This window comes from Amycolatopsis sp. NPDC058278, from assembly GCF_042881395.1.
Lineage (GTDB): Bacteria > Actinomycetota > Actinomycetes > Mycobacteriales > Pseudonocardiaceae > Amycolatopsis.
Genome location: NZ_JBHVXZ010000073.1, coordinates 17,349 through 37,150, shown reverse-complemented (window position 1 = coordinate 37,150; position 19,802 = coordinate 17,349). Strand labels below are relative to the sequence as shown.

Here is a 19,802-nt window from a genome sequence, read left to right as displayed (position 1 = left end):
CCCCAGTTCTTGCCTCAGCAGGTGTCTGTCATCTCTCCAGCGCCGCGCGAATGAGTTCGTCGGCGCTCATCTCGTCCAGCTCGTTCGGTCCGGCCGCAGGGCTGCCGGTCCGGCCCGCAAGCGCGAGGAGCGTGTCCAGCAGCCCGGCTCGGCGCAGCCGGTCCACCGGAATGTCCGCGAGGAAGCCGGCCAGCTCCTCGTCCTGCGCGGCGGGACCGGCGGCCGGCCCCAGCTCTTCCGCGAGGTGCGCGGCCAGGTGCGTCGGCGAGGGGTAGGTGAATACCACCGTCACCGGCAGCCGGATCCCGGCCGCGGCGGCCAGCCGGTTGCGCAGCTCCACGGCCTTCAGCGAGTCGAACCCGAGGTCCTGGAAGCCTCGGTCGGCGCCGATCAGCGTGGGTTCCGCATAGCCGAGCACAGCGGCCACGTGCTCGCGCACCAGATTCACCAGCACGGGCTCTCGTTCGGCCTCGGGCAGTGCCGCCAGGCGAGCACGCAGGTCCGGACCGCTGCCGCCGACCGTACGCGGTGCCGCCGTGGCCCGGCGGGTCAGCGGGCCTGGCGCCATCCGAGGGAGCGCCAGGAGATCCAGTCTCGCCGGTACCACGAGAGACCGCGTTACCGAGTGCGCCCGATCCAGCAGCCGAAGGCCGTCTTCGGTTGACAGCGGGGTCACCCCGGAGCGGGTAAGGCGTGCGACATCCTCGTCTCCGAGATGACGAGTCAGCTCGCCACGTCTTGCCCAAAAGCCCCAGGCGAGGCTGGAGCCGGCGAGACCACGGGCACGCCGATGTGCGGCGAGCGCGTCCAGGAACGCGTTGGCCGCCGCGTAGTTGCCCTGCCCGGCGGTGCCGAGCAGGCCCGCGAGCGAGGAGAACAACACGAACGCGGAGAGCTGGCGCCCGGCCGTCAGTTCGTGCAAGTTGACCGCGACGTCCACCTTGGCTCTGAAGACACCGCGGATCCGCTCCGGAGTCAGGGAGTCGAGTGTTCCGTCATCGAGCAGACCCGCGGCGTGCACCACGCCGGTCAGCGGGTGCTCGGCCGGGATCTCCCCGAGCACGCGCGCGAGCGCCGCCCGGTCGGCCGCGTCACAGGACGCGAGGCGGACCGATTCGGCTCCGGCCGCGACCAGTTCGTCCCGCAGTTCCCCGGCGTCCCCTGCCCGGCGGCCGACGAGCACCAGGTGGGGCACGGCATGTTCGGCGACGAGATGCCGGGCGACTTCGGCTCCCAGCGCACCGGTACCGCCGACGATGAGGACCGTGCCCTGCTTCGGCCAAACCGGCGGTGAGCTCTCCCCGACGGGCAGTCGCCGGAGCCTGGGCACCAGCGGGACGCCGCGCCGGAGCGCCAGCTGGGGTTCGCCGGCGTGGAGGGCGGCGGGCAGGGCACGAACCGAGGCGTCATCGTGATCGACGTCGGCTAGCAGGAAGCGGCCGGGGTGCTCGGTCTGCGCCGTGCGGATCAGGCCCCACGCAACGGCTTGTGCAGGATTCTCGACGCTGTCGTCGGCTGAAGCCGCCACTGCACCCCGGGTCACGACCAGCAGCCTCGCCGACGGGGGGTGGTCCCCACACCACTGCTGGACGAGTTCCAGCACTCGTTCGCCGACATCCTGTGCGGTGTCCGAGCCGAAAACCGGCGCCGTGGTAAGGGAAACGATCGTTAAGTCAGCCGACACCGACGTGACCTCGGCTCCGGCGTGGACGATGGCTTGTGCTACTCCGAACGGGTCGCTGCCCACGACCTCCCACCGCGTGAAGACTTTGTCGGCGGCCCCGTGTTCGAGCCATTCGACGGCGTACAGGTCCTCTGTTCCGGACGTTCCGAGTGCGGCGGTGTCGATTTCCCTTGCTACCAGCGAATCCACGGACAGTACCGGGCGACCCGAACCGTCCGCTGCTTCCACTGCGCAACCGTCCCCGCCGCCGGGGATCAGCCGCACGCGAAGTGCTTTGGCGCCGACCGCATGCAGGGAAACGCCTGTCCAGGTGAACGGCAGGCGGATCGGCCCCCCGTCGAGCATGCCCATCGTCCAGGCGTGCAAGGCGGCATCCAGCAGCGCCGGGTGGACGCCGAACCCGTCCGAACCCGAGACGGGCAGCGCCACCTCGGCGAAGATCTCCCCACCGCGTCGCCAAGCCGTCCGCAACCCGCGGAACGCAGGACCGTATTCGTAGCCGCCTGCCGCGAACCGCTCGTACACGTCAGCGACTTCGACGACCTCTGCGCCAGGCGGTGGCCACGTCATCGCCCAGCTGTGCTGGGCCGCCGGCGTTGTCGCGCCGAGCGTGGCACTAGCGTGCTCAACCCAATCTGGCTCTTCGCCCTCGACGCCGGAGTAAACGGTGGCTCGTCGTTCTCTCGTCACCACCACGCAGATCTCACGCGTTTCGTCCTCGCGCAGCACCATCGGTGTGTGGAGGACCAGTTCTTCAACTCGCGGCCATCCCGCTCGTTCACCTGCCCGGAGCACCAGCTCGGCCACCATGGATCCGGCCGCGAAGACCGTTCCCCGCACCGCGTGGCCGACGAGCCAAAGGTGTGTTGCCCAGGAGACACGGCCCCGGAAGACCCATTCACCGGAGGCCGGCGAGCGCACGCCTCTGTCCAGCAGAGGACCCGCTTCTCGGTGCTCAAGCCAGAACCTGGTGCGCTGAAAGGCATAGGTCGGCAGGTCGACGACGTTCGCCGGGGGCAACACGGCGTCCCACCGGATCCGCTGGCCGCTGACGTGCACGGTAGCAAGCGCTTGCTGGAATGCGGCGACGTCTTCTACGTTCCGGCGCAGCGATCCGACGACCGTCGCCGGCACTGGGGTCTCGGCGAGGATCTGTTCGATCGGCATGACCAGCACCGGATGAGGGCTCACCTCGATGAAGGTGCCGAACCCCTGATCCGCGAGCGCTCGAACCGCGCGGTGGAAGGCGACGGGCTCGCGGAGGTTGCGGAACCAGTAATCCGCATCCAGTGCTTCGGTGTCGAGGAGGTCGCCGGTCACCGTCGACCAAAACGGAAGCACGCCTCGCCGGGGCTTCACCGCCGCCAGTGCCCGACGCAGACGATCCTCCAGCGCGTCCACCTGGACAGAATGGGAGGCGTAGTCGACCGCGATCCGGCGTGCCCTGACTCCCTCGGTCTCCCATTGCGCCAGCAACTCCGCCAGTGCTTCGTCCGTACCGGAAACGACCACCGAATCCGGGCCGTTCACCGCGGCGACGCCGGCTCCGGGCCAACCCGCGAGCCTGCCCCGAACAGCGGCTTCGGGGAGCGAGACGGACACCATCCCGCCCTTGCCGGACAACGACTCCGCCACCAGGCGACTTCGCACGGCGACGATCCGCGCCGCATCTCCCAGGCCGAGCGCCCCGGCGACGTACGCCGCCGCGACCTCGCCCTGCGAATGCCCCACCACACCGGCGACACGCATCCCGGCCGCGCGCCACATCGCCGCCAAGGAGACCATCACTGCGAACAGGACCGGCTGCAGTACCTCCACCCGCTCCAGTTCCAACCTGCGCTGGAGCACGTCCCGCACCGAAAACGGCACGTACCGGGCCAGCGCCTCGTCACACGCGGCAAGCTCGCCTGCGAAGACCTCCGAGTCCTCCAGCAGACCCGCCGCCATGCCCGCCCATTGCGACCCCTGCCCCGGAAACACCAGCACGGCCCCGTGCCGTTGCGGCAGGGCGGCTCCGAGAACGACCGCGGCGTCGGGTACGCCAGCCTCGATCGAGGTCAAGCCGTTCAGTAACGACTCCTTGTCGTGCCCCAGCACCACCGCGCGATGTTCGAAGTCACTGCGGGTGGTGGTCAGGGACAACGCGATATCCGCCGGCAGGAGCTCCGGCCGGTCCCGCACGAATTCCCCGAGGCGTGCAGCCTGGGCGCGCAGAGCCTCGGCCGAGCGCCCGGACAGCACCCAGGGCAGAACACCGCCGGGTCCCGTCGATGGTGGCGAAGCCGGCGTGTCGTCCGGTGCCTGCTCCAGCACCACGTGCACGTTGGTACCGCCCGCCCCGAAGGAGGAAACCGCCGACCGGCGTGGCCGCCCTGTCTCCGGCCACGCCTTGCCCGCGGTCAGGAGCCGGGCCGATCCTGCCGTCCAGTCCACCTTGGGCGTCGGCTCGTCGACGTGCAGGGTCTTCGGCGCCCAGCCGTGGCGCATGGCGAGGATCATCTTGATCACGCCGGCCACGCCGGCCGCCGCCTGGGTGTGTCCGATGTTCGACTTCACCGATCCCAGGAGGAACGGTGTGGTCCGGTCTTGCCCGTAAACGGCCAGCAGCGCCTGTGCCTCGATCGGGTCGCCCAGCTTCGTGCCGGTGCCGTGCGCTTCCACGACGTCGACGTCCGAACCCGACAGCCCCGCGTTGGCCAGTGCCTGCCGGATCACGCGCTGTTGGGCCGGGCCGTTGGGAGCGGTCAGCCCGTTGGACGCGCCGTCCTGGTTGATCGCCGACCCACGGACCACAGCGAGGATCCGATGCCCCAGCCGACGGGCGTCGGAAAGCTTCTCCAGCAGGAGGAAACCGGCCCCTTCGCTCCACCCGGTTCCGTTCGCAGTTGCGGCAAATGCCCTGCACCGTCCGTCCTCGGCGGTCGCCCGCATTTCGCTGAACGCGATCGGCAGCGCCGGGGTGCACATGACGGCGACACCGCCGGCCAGCGCCAGCTCGCATTCGCCGGAGCGGAGTGACCGTGCCGCCCAGTGCAGGGCCACCAGTGAGGAGGAGCAAGCGGTGTCCACGGTGACGGTCGGCCCCTCGAGGCCGAGGGTGTACGCCACCCTGCCGGACGCCACGCTGTTCACAGTGCCCAGGAAGAGAGAGCCCGCGGTGTCTTCCGGCGCATTGACGACGCCCGGCCCGTAGTCCTGGGTGGAGACTCCGGCGTAGACCGCGGTACGACTGCCTCGCAGAGCTCGCGGATCGATGCGCGCGCTTTCGACGGCCTCCCAGGCAGTCTCGAGCAGCAACCGCTGCTGCGGGTCCATAGTGAGCGCTTCCGATGGGCCGATTCCGAAGAAGGGTGCGTCGAAGTCGGCGCAGGAGTGCAGGAACCCACCCATACCCGAGTACGGCTTGCCGGCCAGTTCCCAGCCGCGATCAGCTGGTGGTCCCGAGATCGCGTCCACTTCACCGGCCACGAGCCGCCAGAACTCGTCAGGCGACGCGACCCCGCCGGGGAGGCGACAGGACATACCGATGATCGCGACTGGCTCGCCACTGTCCATCTGAACGGTAGTGGCAGCGCTGCTTTCCAGACCGGACAACCGCCGGCCCAGGTACCTGGCGACGCCCGCGGGAGTCGGGTAGTCGAACACGAGGCTGGCGGGCAAGGACACTCCCGACCTGGACGACAACCGCGCGACGAGTTCAGCCGCCCGCCGGCCGCGGATTCCGAAGTCTTGGAAGCTCTTGTCCACGTCGACTACGACGGAGTCCCGCCCCCCAAGAAGAGCCGCTACCTCCGCACACACCAAGTCGAGCTCGGCGGTGGGCATATCCCCATCGTCTGCGCGTGCCATGATCGCCCTCCCCCTCGATACGAATGCCGGCGGCTCAAGACCACCGGTTCAGCTCGTCATCGAGCACGGGGCCGAACACCGTTTGCACAGCTGCTCGCGCGAGTTCCCTCCCTGGTTGGCGCAGTCGCCACACTAGCGGCCAGGTCGTCGTACATCAACCAACTTGGGGCGACCTGTCATCCGCCCCGCGATCGAACGTATCCGAACCCAGCCCGCCACATCAAGCCTTGGCCACCCTGGAAAGGAGCTGAACGACGGCCTCTTGGTTGTCCGTGAGGTAGAAATGGCCCCCAGGAAATACATTCAATTCGAATCCCGCGGCGCTGAAATTTCTCCAGTCCCGCATATCGTCGACCGCAACCTTCGGGTCACGGTCGCCAACCAGAGCAAATATCGGGCAAGCCAGGGGGCGGTGTGGACGATGGCGATACGTCTCCACTGCGCGGTAATCGTTGCGCAACACCGGTAGAATCATTTCGACGATCTCGGGATCGTCGAACATCCAAGATTCGGTTCCGCTCAGCCCTTTGACTTCATCCAGCAACCCTCGGTCGTCACGAAGATGGACGAGTTCGACCGGAACCGCATTAGGTGAACGTCGGCTCGAGACAAACAGCGCGGTCGGCCCGGCCCCGACTGGTTCGAGACGCAAAGCGGTTTCATAAGCCAAGGTGGCACCCATGCTGTGCCCGAAGAAGATCAGGGGCCGGTCAGTCCAGCGGCACAGCACCTTCGCGACTCGATCCGCCAACACGTGGATGTCGTCGATAAACGGTTCCGATCGCCGATCTTGCCGCCCTGGATACTGCAAGGACAGCACTTCGAAATCACCCGAGAGCGCCTGGGACAACGAGTGAAAGAAGGGCGCGGCCCCGCCGGCGTGCGGAAAACAGACGATGCGGAGTGCAGCGTCCGGATTGGGATGGAACACCCGCACCCACGACGCCGCGTCGTTACCTGTCACGACAGCCGAACCCGCAACGACAACCGGAACCCTTCCTGCCATCGGACCCGCGGGACGTCAGTACGGTCCGACTGTTCACCCACGTCAGAGTTCGAGCCGTCGGCTCATATCGGAGGCGAACACGCCCTCCGGATCAACAGACTGACGAACCTTGCGCCACTCTTCGAGTCGCGGATACATCTGCCGAATGGTTTCCGCCGACGCGCGGGATTCCTTGGCGAGGTAAAGCCGACCGCCCATGTCGAGCACTCGTTCGTCCAAATCGATGCAAAGGCGGTCTAGCCCGGCCTTGATCGGAAAATCGACCGCGATCGTCCAACCGGGAGCCGGAAAAGACATGGGTGCACGATTACCGTCGCCAAATCGCTTGAAGACATTCAAGGCGGAATACTGGCCGGATTTCGAGATGTGACGAATCAAGTCGCAGAATTTGGCTTCCTCGCCAAAAGGAACAATAAATTGGTATTGCAGGAAGCCCTTCGCTCCGTACGCACGGTTCCACTCCCCGAACAAGTCCAAAGGATGGTAGAAGGCAGTGAGGTTTTGCACCTTACCCCTTCCTCGCTTCGGGGTGGTGTAGTAGTAGAACTCGCCAAGCGCGGCAAAGGAGAGTTTGTTCATTGCCGCACCGCTGGGGAAGATGTCGGGCACTTTCATCAGCTGCGGTGCGTCGAACTTCAACGGGTTCGCCCGCAGTTTTTTCGGCAACTCATCCAGCTTCGCCAACGAGGCACGTCCGATGGCGGCGCGCCCCAGCTTGGCTCCGGTGGACATGACGTCGAACCACGCGGCCGAGTAGCCGTAGTTGGCGTCGGAACCATCGGAGAAGAAGGCGACCGTCTCTTCCAGGCTCTCCGTGCGGTCGTGGTCGGCGATGAAGTAAGCGGTCTCGGTCTTGGTCATCCGGATTGTCACCCGAAGGATCACCCCGGTCAGCCCCATGCCACCGACCGTGCACCAGAACAACTCCGACTGCGGGCCGTCTGGAGTCAAGGTGCGGACCTCGCCATCGGCCGTGAGCAAGTCCATCGACACCACGTGGTTGCCAAAACTACCGGCGGTGTGGTGGTTCTTGCCGTGGATGTCGGACGCGATCGCACCCCCCACGGTCACCTGCCGGGTTCCCGGTAGCGCCGGCACCCACAAGCCGAAGGGCAACGCTGCACGCATCAACTGATCAAGGTCCACCCCGGCGTCGAGCGTGGCCAGGCCGGTGTCCGCATCGATCGAGTGAATGCGCCGCAGCCCGGACATGTCGAGCACGAGACCGCCGGCGTTCTGCGCAGGATCGCCGTACGAACGCCCCAGCCCACGGGCGATCACTCCGCGCCGACCAGCCTCACGAACCGCGCGGACGATCAGATCGAGATTCTCCGTACGCAACACATCGGCTGTGGTCGGCGCAGTGCGCCCCCAGCCGGTCAGCTTGCGTCGTGCAACGGGCAAAGTGTTAGCGGTCGAAGTGTGCACGACGGCATGGTACCGGTCGAGTCGGCTCGTTCGCCGAAAGGTTGACCGACCACGCCAGCCGGGGCAACCCGCTCGGCGACGTGCAAGCCGTCGAGCGGTACAGCCCACCAGGCATTTAGTGTGATGTTCACCTCACACCTTGACGTGACGACCGCACGAGTGTGGCGGTGATACCGTCGCCTTCACGAGCAACGCACGTACGCGGTCTCGTCATGACTGGGGGGTCGACTGATGTCAAGCGTTGAACCGGTTGCGGCTCGCCCACGCTCGCCCTTGTGGCTGGACCTGCTTATCAGCGGCTGTCCGGAGGACTGCGATGGAGTAATCGGCACGCACCGGAACGGAGCCACGGCATGTCGCCGATGAGAATCGATGCATGGCGAAGCATGACTGAACTCGCCAGGAATCCCCATCAGGGGATCATGGGCATCTATCGCAGGTTCGGGCCGGTGTGCACGCTCGGCGTCGGTCCACTGCGTTACACCTATATGCTCGGCCCGGAAGCCAACCGCTTCGTCCTGGCGAACTCTCAGCTCTTCCGCTGGCGGGAGGCTTTCCAGTCCTTGATGGCCGTCGATGGCGAGAATGCGCTGATAGTCAGCGACGGTGAGCAACACCAGCGCCTCCGACGGCTTGTCACACCAGCATTCGGGCAGCGCCGTATCCGGGACTACGCCGCCACGATGCGCCGTCACGCCGATGCCGCGATCGACTCCTGGCGCCCCGGCCAGGTCATCGACCTCTATCAGCAGCTGGGTCGGGTGATTCGCCGCAGCACGATTGAGATCTTGTTCGGAGCACGCTTGGCCGCCGACGAGCCCGAGCTCGGCAGACTACTGGAGGACGCGCTCAAGGTAGCCCATCGGCAACCTCCGTGGCAGCAGTTGCAACGTCTAGGCAGTCCGGCATGGCGCCGAGCGATCGCAGGCCGGGAAGTAGTGGCACAGCGAATTATCACAGAGATAGAGCACCGTCGTCGGGAGCCCGATGTCGATGGCCACGACGTTCTCAGCGCCTTGGTCGCAGCGCGTGATGACGACAACTCCCGACTGACCGACACCGAGATCGTCGACCAAGTGATTAGCTTGATCGCCGCCGGTTACGAAACGACCAGCGCAGCCAGCGCCTGGGCAGCCTACGAACTGCTAGCCGAGCCCGACCGCTGGAAGCAGGCCCGCGAGGACAGCACGGACGGGACGTGGCGCTACTTGGACGGTGTTGTGTCGGAAACGCTGCGACTGCACCCTCCCGGCGCAGTCATCCCCCGGCGGGCGGCAACCGCCTTCGACTTCCACGACACGCATGTGGCCGCGAGTAGCACAATTGTGATTAGCCCATACGTCACTCATCGGCTACCGGAACTGTGGGAGGATCCGCTCCGGTTCGAGCCCCTGCGCTGGGACCCGAACCGGCCTGGCCACCGTAAACCCGCACTGCACGAATATCTTCCCTTCGGCGGCGGGCCACACCGCTGCGTCGGCGCCGTGTTCGCCACCACGGAGTTGGCAGTCCTGTTGGAACGAGTGCTCGCTCGCACCGAACTCGATCTCGATACCGTCGATCTCCGCCCGGTCAGCCTGGCCATGATGCGGCCACAGCGTGGACCGTTCGCCACTGTCCGCACCGTGGAATGAAAGTTCCGTACCAGAACGAGCCGGCTAGCGGGCCTTGACAAGGCTGACGCGCTATCGATCGCCCACATTGGGCACATCGAGGTCGTCACCCGTGAGCGGGTGTCCCGGCAGCGGAGCGCCGTCGCGCGTTCGGAGTCCGTCGATCATGATCGCGATGCATCGAGTCGCCCCGAGTCGGGCTGTTTCCGCCGATTTGGCGTGCATCTGACGCAGCGACATCGCGCACATCATCGCGATGTCACCGGCTCCGACGTCGGTCCGGAGCGTGCCCTCTTCTTGTGCGCGACACACCAACTCCCCCAGGAGGTCGATCAACTGGGCACGATGCTCGCGGACCTGTGAGTCCGTCTTGAGTATTTCCCTTACCCTCGGCGACACCATCGCCAACTGGATGCTCAATTGCAACTCGACCGAGTGCCGCATTAGCCACACGAGAGCCTCCCATGCAGTCGGCTCCGCCGCGGCCGCGGCCTTCGCGTCGGAGAGGACACGTTCAAAGCTCTCCACAGCGACGGCCTTGATCAGGGCTTCCCGATCCGGAAAGCGGCGGTAGAGTGTGCCGACGCCGACTCCGGCGGTACGAGCGATCTCCTCCATCGGCGATTCTAGGCCACTGCTGGCAAAAATGGCGCGTGCAGCATTGATGATCTTGTCTCGATTGCGGCGCGCGTCAGCTCGCAAGGTAACATCGCGGTCGACGGTCACACGCACGCCCCTCTCATCTTGTGTACGTGATCGTATCCGAACTGCACGCTAGCTCGGATTAGCTTGCATTTATCGGCAAAATCATGAGGGACGCTTTCCTTCGATCGCCTGACCACTCCGAGCGACCTACCATGTCGGCTCCCATCCTCCATCAGACCGGGGTGCCGTCCAACCCGGGCCACCCTGGCATGTCCTTCCGACAAACCACACGACCGCGCGCGTCCTGGCTGCCTTTGCTCGGCTGGCCCGGATCGCACCGAGGACGCCCTAGTGGATCTGGGCTTGGATCAACCCACTGACAAGTTGGGCAAGCCAGCACTGCCTGCTACCTGGGCAGCCAGCGCGAATGCGTCACCGACCACGCACACGACGCTGATGCCACACGCAATGGCTGCAGCGACACCTGCTACCCGATGTTGGTCTGTCCGGTGATCGATGTTTCGGTCTACTGGCACGAGCGGCCGGGTTCGTGGTGGTCAGCACGGCACCGCGAAAATGTCAATCGGGCAGAGGTTGCGAGCGTCCCTCGGCACCCTCTGCCCGATTCAACGGGTTCGGCGACGAACACCGGGGCTGCTTATCGCCTCTTCAGCGCGTCCCAGCCTCGCTTGATCAGCCGTCCGACACCGACCAGGAGGACGGTCACCGCTGTCAGTGCAGTCGCGAAGATCAGGGAAAACCCGAGATCACTGAGACCGAACGGCAAGGTCATCAGAAAACAGGCACCCCACATGATGGCCAGCGCGACGGCCACGTTCGCAGCTCGCTTCACCAGCGCACCACTCACCTGAAGAACCTCCAATTGTGCCGGGTCCTGGCCAGGTGCCAGCTTACCTTGGCATGGTGGCTCCACTTGGCGCCGTTGAGGCGGAACCGCCACGCCTGGCGGGCGTAACCCAGGCCCGAGTACCCCAGCCGTCCCATAAAGCCGGCCCGAGCGCCACCGACAGCACCCGATGCCATCCAGCCGAAGATCCTACGCGGTGTCACCGGCTCGTGACGTGCCGACGCCAGAGCTGTCTGAGCCGCGCCGTTGCCGGCCGCGCCGATGATCGCGCCGGCGATGACGACACACCCGAACCCTGCTGTCCCGGCACAAATCGCGCCCGCGGCGATTCCCGCGGCGATACCGACCCCGATTGAAATGAGGGTGGAGGCATGGTTGTCGACGAAGTTGGTGACCGCCTTGGGCAGCCACGACCACCATTGACCGTTGAGGTCCAACCGGTTGATGGGGTCGGCGAGGACGTAGTCGTAGTCATTCGCCGAACCGCCCTCGACCGGATCGACCGAGAGGAACCGGCCCAGCAGCGGGCTGTACGGCCGCGCTCCCATCTGCACCAGCGACAGCGCACCCGCGTGTTCGTAAGGACGCTGGTACTGGCCGAGCCATCCGTAGTCGGCCTGGCCCGGCTGGTTGTCCGGCACAGCGTCGGGGTTGACCGTTCCGGCGGGGTCGAGGGGCTCGCCGTAGGGCGTGTACACGCGAAGAGGACCAGCCTGCTTTCCCGTGCTGTCGCAGGTCAGAACGATATCGCCGCGGACGTTCGGCAAGTCCCAGACCACGGTGCCACCCGTCCCGCCGGGCACGGTGTAGAGAACACCACCGGGAAGACTGAGGGTCCGGGTCAGAATCCGCTTGTCGGTGCCGAGCGTGAGGTCGGCGGTGTCACCGCTCGAGGTGTAGCCGATCAGGACGTCACTGCCCGCGTCGCCCTGCGTGGTGGTCCGGCGGACGATCCGGTCCGTGGCGTCACGGACGTAGCCGACGTCGGCCGGATCGGTTCCGGTGGTCCGCGCGGTCAGGTTGCGATCGGCCGCATCCCAGCCGAGCGACGTCGTGGCTCCACCCACGGTGTATTGGGTGGTGTTGCCGTGCGAGTCGTAGGTGAGGCCGGCAACCGCGGTGGCACCCGTGGTGGCCAGGAGCCGGTCGGCGTTGTCGTAGCAGTAGCCGGTTTCCGCCGTGCCGCTGCCTGTCTGGTCGAGCAGCCGCACCCGGTTGGTGTTGAGCCCGGCGTTGCCGCGCGATCCTGCGGGGCACGTCGACGGCGCCGTCGACGTGAAGTCGTACGTGTAGTGGTGCCCGGTCACGTACGCCTCGGTCATCCTCCCGGCCGCGTCATAAAGGTAGTTCGGCCCGTCCGGACGAGCATCGGTGCCGGCGAGGGACTCGTCGGTGATGGTGCCGGCCCTGGTCCGGGCGACCTGGGAAACGACGGACTTGTTGTCACTCGTCGTCCACGTCAGCGAAGTGGCCCGGCCGGCGGCGTCCTTGCCGATGGCGCTGAGCGAAGCTCCGTTGGCGTAGCTGACGGTGGCAGGCTCACCCGCGGCGTCGTAGGTCGAGGTGGCCAACACGGTACTGCCCAGCTTGACGGCCAGCAGGCGGCCGGCGTCGTCGTAGGTGTAGGTGGTGACCTGAGCCGGGTCGGCGGCGTTGGGCGGGACGACCTTCTCCTGGACGACGCGGCCGGCCAGGTCGTAGGTGGTTTCGGTGCGGGTTCCGTGGACGTCGGTGTAGGAAACCGTGCGACCGAGGAAGTCAGTCCCGGTGGTGACCGTCCCGGCGGCGTCGGTGATCGACGTGACCAACGGGTCGCCGCCGACCGCGTAGTTCTTCGTCACGGTCCGTTCGCCGGCGGTCGCATTGGCCGGAACCTTGATCGCCACGACGCGGCTGCGAGCGTCATAGGTCGTGCATGTCCAGTCCCCTGACGTGGCATCGGCCACGACACGTCCCGAGGCATCGTAGACCAGCTCCCTGGTGCGCGCGGCACCGGTCGCCGGTGTGGCGGTGGTGTTCGACCGGGTCATGCCACCCTGGTTGACCGCCGGACTGCCGGCGACACACGGGTTGGCCCGGGTCTCGGTGTCCCCGTAGTGCACCGTCGTCGCCGCCGCACCACTGGGCGCTGTCCTGGACAATTCGCGCTGATAGCCCGTACCCGGCGTCTCGTAGGTGGTCGCGCTGGTCACCTGGGTTCCACCCGAACCGGTCGTGGTGCTCGTCGCCAAGCCGTAAACCGGATCGACGCCGTTCTGGCCGAACTGGGTGGTGGTGACCTTGTCGGGAACCCCGTCGGACTCGGAGGTCGTAGTCGACGTGGTCAGTCCGTAACGCGGGTGCAGCTGAGTGCCGGGGACGAGTTCCTGGGTGCCACTGGGAGTGGTCCAGTTCAAGTCGAGTTTGGCGTAGCCGCCGTTGTCGTAATAGTCGATACGGATCTTCTTGACCTGGCCCGGGGTGTCGCTGTGAACGGTGGCCTGACGCTCGGTGGCGTTGCTGATCTGCCAGTAGTCCATGACGAGCTGGTCATCGATCCACATGCGGATGCCGTCGTCGACGAAGGCACGCAACGTGTAGTCCCCGGAGGCCGGGAACGCGATCTCGCCGGTCAGCCGCAGCGAGAACCCGTCGCTGGAGAGGCCGGGGGTGACGTCATTGCTGTACTCCCACCCGCTCTTGACCGTGCCGTCTGCCGTCCCGATACCCGTGGCGAGAACTTTCGGTACACCGGTCAGGCTCAAGTTGTCGTAGTACGCCGCCGACAGGCCCTTCATCCCTTCGTCATACCCAGTGCTGGTGCGGGGCACCGTCGCGGCGCAAGCCGCCGTCGGGGTCTGCCCGCTGAAGCAGGAAGCCGGAGCTGGCCCGTACTTGACGACCGGACGGTCGGCGTAGTCGTAGACCGTGGTCGACACCCGACCGGCCGGATCGGTCGAACTCAGCGGCTGGTCTTTGACGTTCCAGGTCCTACTGGCGACCTTGCCGGTTGCGTCCGTGGTGGACAGTGTGCGATCGGCGTCGTCGTAGGTGACCTTCGAGGAGAACCCGATGGCCGGGTTGAGGCCGAGGACGTCGACGAAGGTCTGCCGGTTGGCCGGGTCGTAGCGGTACGCCCGGCCGGGATGCGGCTGGCCGACGGCGGGTGGTGGCAAGGTGACCCCGGTGACCTTCGGCTTGCCCGCGGTGTCGTAACCGATTGACGTGATCAGGTCGCCCGCGTTGGCCTGACGGTTCGCGGGGTCGGCGGCGATCCACTCGTTGGCCAGGCTGTCGCGCGTTGCGCCGAGCAGACCCTGGGCGTTGTAGCCGTAGTCGGTGATCTCCGAACCCGGGTCCTCGATCCGCCCCAGCTGGAGCGATCCCGTTCCGAAATACCAAAGGCGCGTCTCGGTGCCGTCCCAGTAGGTGATCCGGCACAGCATCTGTGACGGCGGGAGCGTCGCTGCGCCGGGCGGCGGGGTGACACTGCCGTAGCAGTCATCGCCTGGTCGGTTGTAGTGCAGCACGTGCGAACGCTGCGAGACCGGGTCCTTGATCTCCCGCAGCCGCGACGGCGTCCCGTCGTAGACGTACTGCAGGCTCGCCGGTTTACGGCTGTCGAGGACGCTCGACTGACTTTCCAATTTGCCGTCGGGGCGGAACACGAACACGGCGGTGCCCTCGTTGAGGGTGACCTTGCCCGCGGTGTCGAGCGCGATGATCCCGTTTTCGTTGTCCGGTGCGGCGTAGCCGCCGGTGCTCTTCTTGGTCCAGGTGTGCTTGGCGCCGGAGGCGTCGGTCAGCACGATGTTCTGATCGGTCACCTTGGCCTCGGTATAGCTCGACCCGTCACCATCCAGATCCGCCGACAGCGTCCAGCCCTGAGGCAGCACCGGCAGGTCCGAAGTGAACAACCAATCGGCGGGCACGATCTGCGGGGCGACCGTGGTGTTGTCGGTGGTGCGGACGAACAGGCGCATCTTCGCCGCGCCCATCGCCTCGGCGTTCTCCACCTTGATCGGCACCCGCTGCCCCGCCGTCAGCGAGACATTCGTCGACTGCGTCCAGTTCAAGTCACTGGCGTTGTTGACCTCGTAGACCTTGGCGTTGTTGATCCACACCGTGCCACCGTCGTCATGCACCCCGGCGAACTGGTAGGTCCCGGTCACTGGGGCCTGGAAGAACCCCTCCCAACGGACCACGAACCAGTCCGCGGGCAACGCCGGCGCGAACGGCGAATCCGTACCCCAGTCGACGTTCACCTGCGGCTCGGGCCGCACCAGCACCGGCTGCTGCGCGTCGTTGATGATTCCGTTGTGCGACAGGTCGGCGAAGTAGGACGCCTTGAGGCCCTTGTTCTCCACCTGCTGCGAGTTGTAGGTGAAAGACAGGCCCGCGTTACCGCCGACGGTGGTGAACGACGGCGTCTGCTCGGCGGTGGACACGTTGCCGTTGGCCAGGTTGACACTCACCGGCCCCGCAGTATCGACCGGTGAGGGACCGTGGTTGCCGATCCGCTGGTCGATCTTGAGGTGGCCGATCCAGGTCGGGGTGATCGTGGTGGCGCCGCTGTAGGTCATCGCCTGCCAGGTGTAGGCGACCCCGTCCTGCAAAACCCCCGCCGGCACCGTCCATGTCGGCGTGCTCAGGCACCCGGACTCGACCACGACACCGGACTTGCCGTCGGCACCGGTCGCTATCCGGAAGCAGTACTTCACCGCATCGCCGTCCGGGTCCGTCACCGGCGCGACCGACAAGGTCGGCGTCAGCGACGTCGACACCGTCCCATCAGCCGGCGCCACCAGTGTCGTCGCTGGAGCCGGGGTGCCGGTGTCGACGGTGAGGGTGGCGTTGAGGTTCTTGTACGTCCACGTGCCCGCATTTTCCGCGCCGATCAGCATGAACGACACGTTGTCGTCGCGGGCGTTGACCCGGGCTCGCAGGAAGTCCGTGAAGGCCTGGCTGGAGAACGAGCCCACGTCCCCGACCAGCGCGCTGGCCAGGAACGGGCCGACACCGTTGAAGTCGTTGTTCGATGCGTGATAGAGGTTCGTGTTCCAGGTCTTCACCGACCCGACCACGCTGGTATTGCGGGTGACGTCCACAGTCGCGCCCACGACGGTCTTGCCCCACAACGGCGAATAGTCGAAATGCGCCACCGACCGGTTGTAGGTGTCCCCGCTGGCCTGGCTGTTGCCGACCCTCAGTCCGCAGTTGGTGCAGTTGGTGCCGTCCGAGCGGTAAGCGAAGGAGTACTGCACTCCAAACGTCACCGTCGGGTCCACAAACACCGGATACACCCGCTTGGGGTCCCGCAGCCAATTGGCGTCGACGGCGACGGTGAGCCACCAGTCGTTGCCGGCCTTGTCGAGGGTGTAGGTGCCGCCGGTCATCGCCGGCGCCGTCACACCGCCACCCGTGGAGTCCCAGGTCTCGATCGGCGGCAGCACGAACTTCGCCTCACCAGCGTGATCCGCCAAGGTCACCGACCCGTTTTTCTCGAGTTTCGGTGTCAGATCCCTGGCAGTGAGCTTGAACCGCCAGGACGACCGGCCAGCGGCCGGCGGCCTCTTGAGCTTGATGGATTCCTTGACCGCGCCCGGGGTGATCTCGTAGTCCAGGTCGGTCCCGGTGGCGACGTCGGGGTAGGTGACCGAGTCACCCTTCACCACCGCTGACGTCGGCGCAGCCTGGTCGAACGCCAGCCCCGCGGTGTGGCCGCTGGACTCGACCTGAAGCACCTCCGCGTCGTTGGCTTTGGTGGCCAGCGAAGGGCTGAGCGGATGGTGGTCGACGTCGGCGCGCTTGGTTGCGGGATCAGTCTCGAGCGTGGTCTGGACCGGCTGCCAGTTCCCGGCGCCGTCCTGAACGTTCAGCGGCTGGGTCGACTGCCGCACCGAATGCGTGCCATCGACGTTGACGTACTCGGTGGCGAACATCGACCGCGACACGGGCCTCGACCGCTGCGGATCGAAGTGCGCTCCCGCACCTCCGTCCAACCGGCTCTGAGCGGCGAAATCCGCCTCGGACGGCGCCGTCGACGCGACCGGTACCGGCTGCGCAGGCGGCAGAAGCCCGACGTCACGCGGGTCTACCGGCCTCGGCGCTTCGGTCAGCCGCGGCGGTGCTGCGATCGCTTCGGCGCTGCCGACCAAAAGGGTCATCGTCAAGGCGAGTGCGAGTGCTCTGACCCAACGGATCAAATGGACATGACGCGGTAACCGGACCACGGCCAGTTCCTCCCCCGGCGACCCACCACGGCCGCCCCCGATGGCCCGCGGGCACAGCTGCAGCCGCGGGTCTCGCTGGGCTCATCGCAATCGTGCACGATGCACCCAGATAGGTGTTTCCTCCCCTATCCGCATGTCGCATCGCCAGAACCTCACACCACCGTTACACCGACGAGTGAGATGAATGACACAGTTGACATCGGCGATTTGATGCGCTAAGAGTCGCGGCCAGTGATCGAGCAGGCATCGACGAGACGATCGACAACCAGGCTCGCTTCGACCACGCGCAGTGGCTGACTTTAGTCTGACGCGGATCGACCCGCGCTCACCCCGCCTCGACAACAACCGGCGCCGGTGATCGTTACTGGTCACCGGTGCCAGCCTGCGCCTCCCGCGCACCACCATCCCACACGCTCAGCCGAGGCCGATCTTCGCCGTCGCTCAGTTGGCGGCATCGCCAACTAAGCAACCATGAGAGTGAGATCGAGGAATCCGTTGCGCCGCCGGAGGGGATGTTAGTAATCCATTGTATGGATCGACTCGGCGGCCGGCGCCCGCGAGTAGTGGCCGAATAACTATGTCAGGGCACAGCTCTCCGCTCCTGAGCGCCGGACGCATTCGTTGGCATCGAAGTTATCCCTAGCATTTCAGTTGGCAAGATCGCCATCCACACCCGGCAGGCAGCAGGACTGGTACAGAGCATCGCCGCATAGGGCGTTATACAGGCTCAGACGACACGGCGCGACTGCGCCGATCGGATGAACGGCTCGAAGCGCGCCGTCATGGCCCAACGGCTGCGACATCCGTCCAACGTGATCCCACCGCACCCCACGCTCGCATCACGTGGCCGCACCCACCTGCCGGCCCGGCCGACCTGCTGGCGCAGTGGATGAACGGACAGACGGCGACAACCACTACCCGCCCCGACCACGGCAGTGGCTTGCGGTTCGCCTTGCAGGTCATCGCCTCAACGGCCGCACGCCGCAAGCTGGCCCCGCTCGGCCTCGACACGATCCTCCCCTTACACCCCCCGGCCTGACCGCCCTGCGGACCGGCGTCCTCCCCACCCAGCACTCCCCAAACGGGGGATTGAGGCTTTCAAGGGCTTTCGCCCCTGGTAGACCGGCGGCCGCAGCGACAGACTGAGGCCAAGTCGCCAGAGTGGGCATCGGGCCGCACTCGGATGGCCCAGGTCCGCGGCCGGTTCAAACCAGAGCCACCGCAGACCGCCCAACCCAGAACGCCGCACTGCCCCGCGCCTATCGCCAGGACACCAGTACGTCAGGTCGATCCTCGGCGGTGACCCGATCAGCGCGGTGTACTTGCGCGAGAGCGCCGCACGAACAGCGCCCGCTGCGGCTCCCCGCTCCCGGTTCCTCCGCTGTCCGCTGGCGCGTCGGATCGTCGTGGACGCAGCGCAGGGCTCGCCGGCTGCCGGATCGATCAACGTCGCGTGTCCCCTTCCCACGCCGTCGTCGTCACCGCCGTTCTCGCCGCGTCGTCCGCGCCGACACCGAAGGCGGCATCGCCGAACCGTTACCCGACGGATCGGCGAGCGGCAACTGCTTGCGGATCTGTGAACTTTCGCCCAGTCGATCCTCCATCCAGGTCATTTACCGCAATAGCGATCCGTGCGAGCCATCCGATGCGGGGGGGGTCACCAGCCAGCCGCAACGACTGCCGCTTCCGGTCCAATCAGTTCCAGACCGGAAATTCGTGAAAATAATGTCGCCGCCGGCGACGATGGTCAGGCCGAGTCCGCTGCCTTCGCTTCGGTCGTCGGCCGGGTTGCGCGAGAAGCGTTCGCAGGCGCGGGCGCGTTCCGTGCCGGCCGGGGTGGCGCGCAGGGCGTTGGGGAGCAGATCGTCGACGATCTGCTCGGCACCCTCGTCGCCGCGACCCGCTTGGTCATCGCCACGGTCCGGCACCTGGCGGCTCCGGTCACCGGCCGAGAGCAAGCTGGCGCTGGTGGAAGGCGAAATGCTGGGCCGGATAGCGGTAGATGTCGGCGAGCGTCATGTACGGCTGGAAGAACGGATCCCAGCGCGTCGGGTAATGCATTCCGCGCGACAAATCCGCCTCACCGGCCCGGTCCAGGCTGCGGTGCAGGGACGCGATGATGTGGTCGAGCCAGCGCGCTGCCCGGACCGGCCCGATCAGTCCGCCGCCGCACGAACCGAGGTAGTTGATCACATGGAAAGGGCGGGTCGCCGCGTTCAGCGCCGCGGCGAACACGCGGCTCACCGGGTCCGGCAGCCGCCCGAACACCCAGACCAGCACCAGCAGGGCACGCACGATCTGATAGCCGAACACCAAGTGGAACAACAACTGCTGATTGGTCCACCGCGTGCCCGCGGACCGGCGATGCAGGTCCGCGGTCGTCGCGGCGGCCACCAGCTCATGGAAGGCGACGCGGTCACGTTCCCACTGCTCGTGCACCGCCTGACGGTCCATGGCACAGCCTTCCGTTTGTCCTGGTCAAGCGTCTCACCGGTCA

General features: G+C 66.5%; 10 protein-coding genes. 1 reads left to right on the top strand and 9 read right to left on the bottom strand.

Annotated features, from left to right (window positions below; genetic code table 11):
* Positions 1-28: 28 nt before the first annotated feature.
* The 3 genes from ACFVYA_RS31705 to ACFVYA_RS31695 form a co-directional block, all read right to left on the bottom strand.
* Positions 29-5,509 (bottom strand): SDR family NAD(P)-dependent oxidoreductase, encoded by a 5,481-nt coding sequence (locus tag ACFVYA_RS31705; protein ID WP_387050220.1) that lies wholly within the window; start codon positions 5,507-5,509, stop codon positions 29-31.
* 244 nt (positions 5,510-5,753) lie between these two features.
* The gene (locus ACFVYA_RS31700) at positions 5,754-6,497 is read right to left on the bottom strand and encodes a thioesterase II family protein (RefSeq protein ID WP_387050218.1); all 744 of its coding nucleotides are present in this window, start codon (positions 6,495-6,497) and stop codon (positions 5,754-5,756) included.
* An 84-nt stretch (positions 6,498-6,581) separates the two neighbouring features.
* Positions 6,582-7,967, bottom strand: coding sequence for an FAD-binding protein (locus ACFVYA_RS31695; protein WP_387050216.1), 1,386 nt, complete (start codon positions 7,965-7,967; stop codon positions 6,582-6,584).
* A 386-nt stretch (positions 7,968-8,353) separates the two neighbouring features.
* Between ACFVYA_RS31695 and ACFVYA_RS31690 the strand changes: the two genes are divergently transcribed.
* Positions 8,354-9,601: a cytochrome P450 gene (locus ACFVYA_RS31690; protein WP_387050214.1), complete on the top strand. Its 1,248-nt coding sequence runs from the start codon at positions 8,354-8,356 to the stop codon at positions 9,599-9,601.
* A 51-nt stretch (positions 9,602-9,652) separates the two neighbouring features.
* Here the strand turns inward: ACFVYA_RS31690 and ACFVYA_RS31685 are convergent, their stop codons facing one another.
* The 6 genes from ACFVYA_RS31685 to ACFVYA_RS31660 form a co-directional block, all read right to left on the bottom strand.
* A complete protein-coding gene (locus tag ACFVYA_RS31685; RefSeq protein ID WP_387050223.1) occupies positions 9,653-10,306 on the bottom strand; it encodes a TetR/AcrR family transcriptional regulator in 654 nt (217 codons plus the stop codon).
* Between the two features lie 577 nt (positions 10,307-10,883).
* Positions 10,884-11,093: a hypothetical protein gene (locus ACFVYA_RS31680; protein ID WP_387050212.1), complete on the bottom strand. Its 210-nt coding sequence runs from the start codon at positions 11,091-11,093 to the stop codon at positions 10,884-10,886.
* Entirely contained in the window at positions 11,090-17,026 is a 5,937-nt protein-coding gene (locus ACFVYA_RS31675; protein WP_387050210.1) for a PA14 domain-containing protein, read from the bottom strand. The genes ACFVYA_RS31680 and ACFVYA_RS31675 overlap by 4 nt, the downstream gene beginning before the upstream one ends.
* A gap of 1,757 nt (positions 17,027-18,783) precedes the next feature.
* Complete coding sequence (locus tag ACFVYA_RS31670; RefSeq protein ID WP_387050209.1) at positions 18,784-18,918, bottom strand: hypothetical protein; 135 nt, start codon at positions 18,916-18,918, stop codon at positions 18,784-18,786.
* Positions 18,919-19,233: a hypothetical protein gene (locus ACFVYA_RS31665; RefSeq protein WP_387050207.1), complete on the bottom strand. Its 315-nt coding sequence runs from the start codon at positions 19,231-19,233 to the stop codon at positions 18,919-18,921.
* Between the two features lie 13 nt (positions 19,234-19,246).
* Positions 19,247-19,759 (bottom strand): DinB family protein, encoded by a 513-nt coding sequence (locus ACFVYA_RS31660; protein ID WP_387050206.1) that lies wholly within the window; start codon positions 19,757-19,759, stop codon positions 19,247-19,249.
* Positions 19,760-19,802 lie beyond the last annotated feature (43 nt).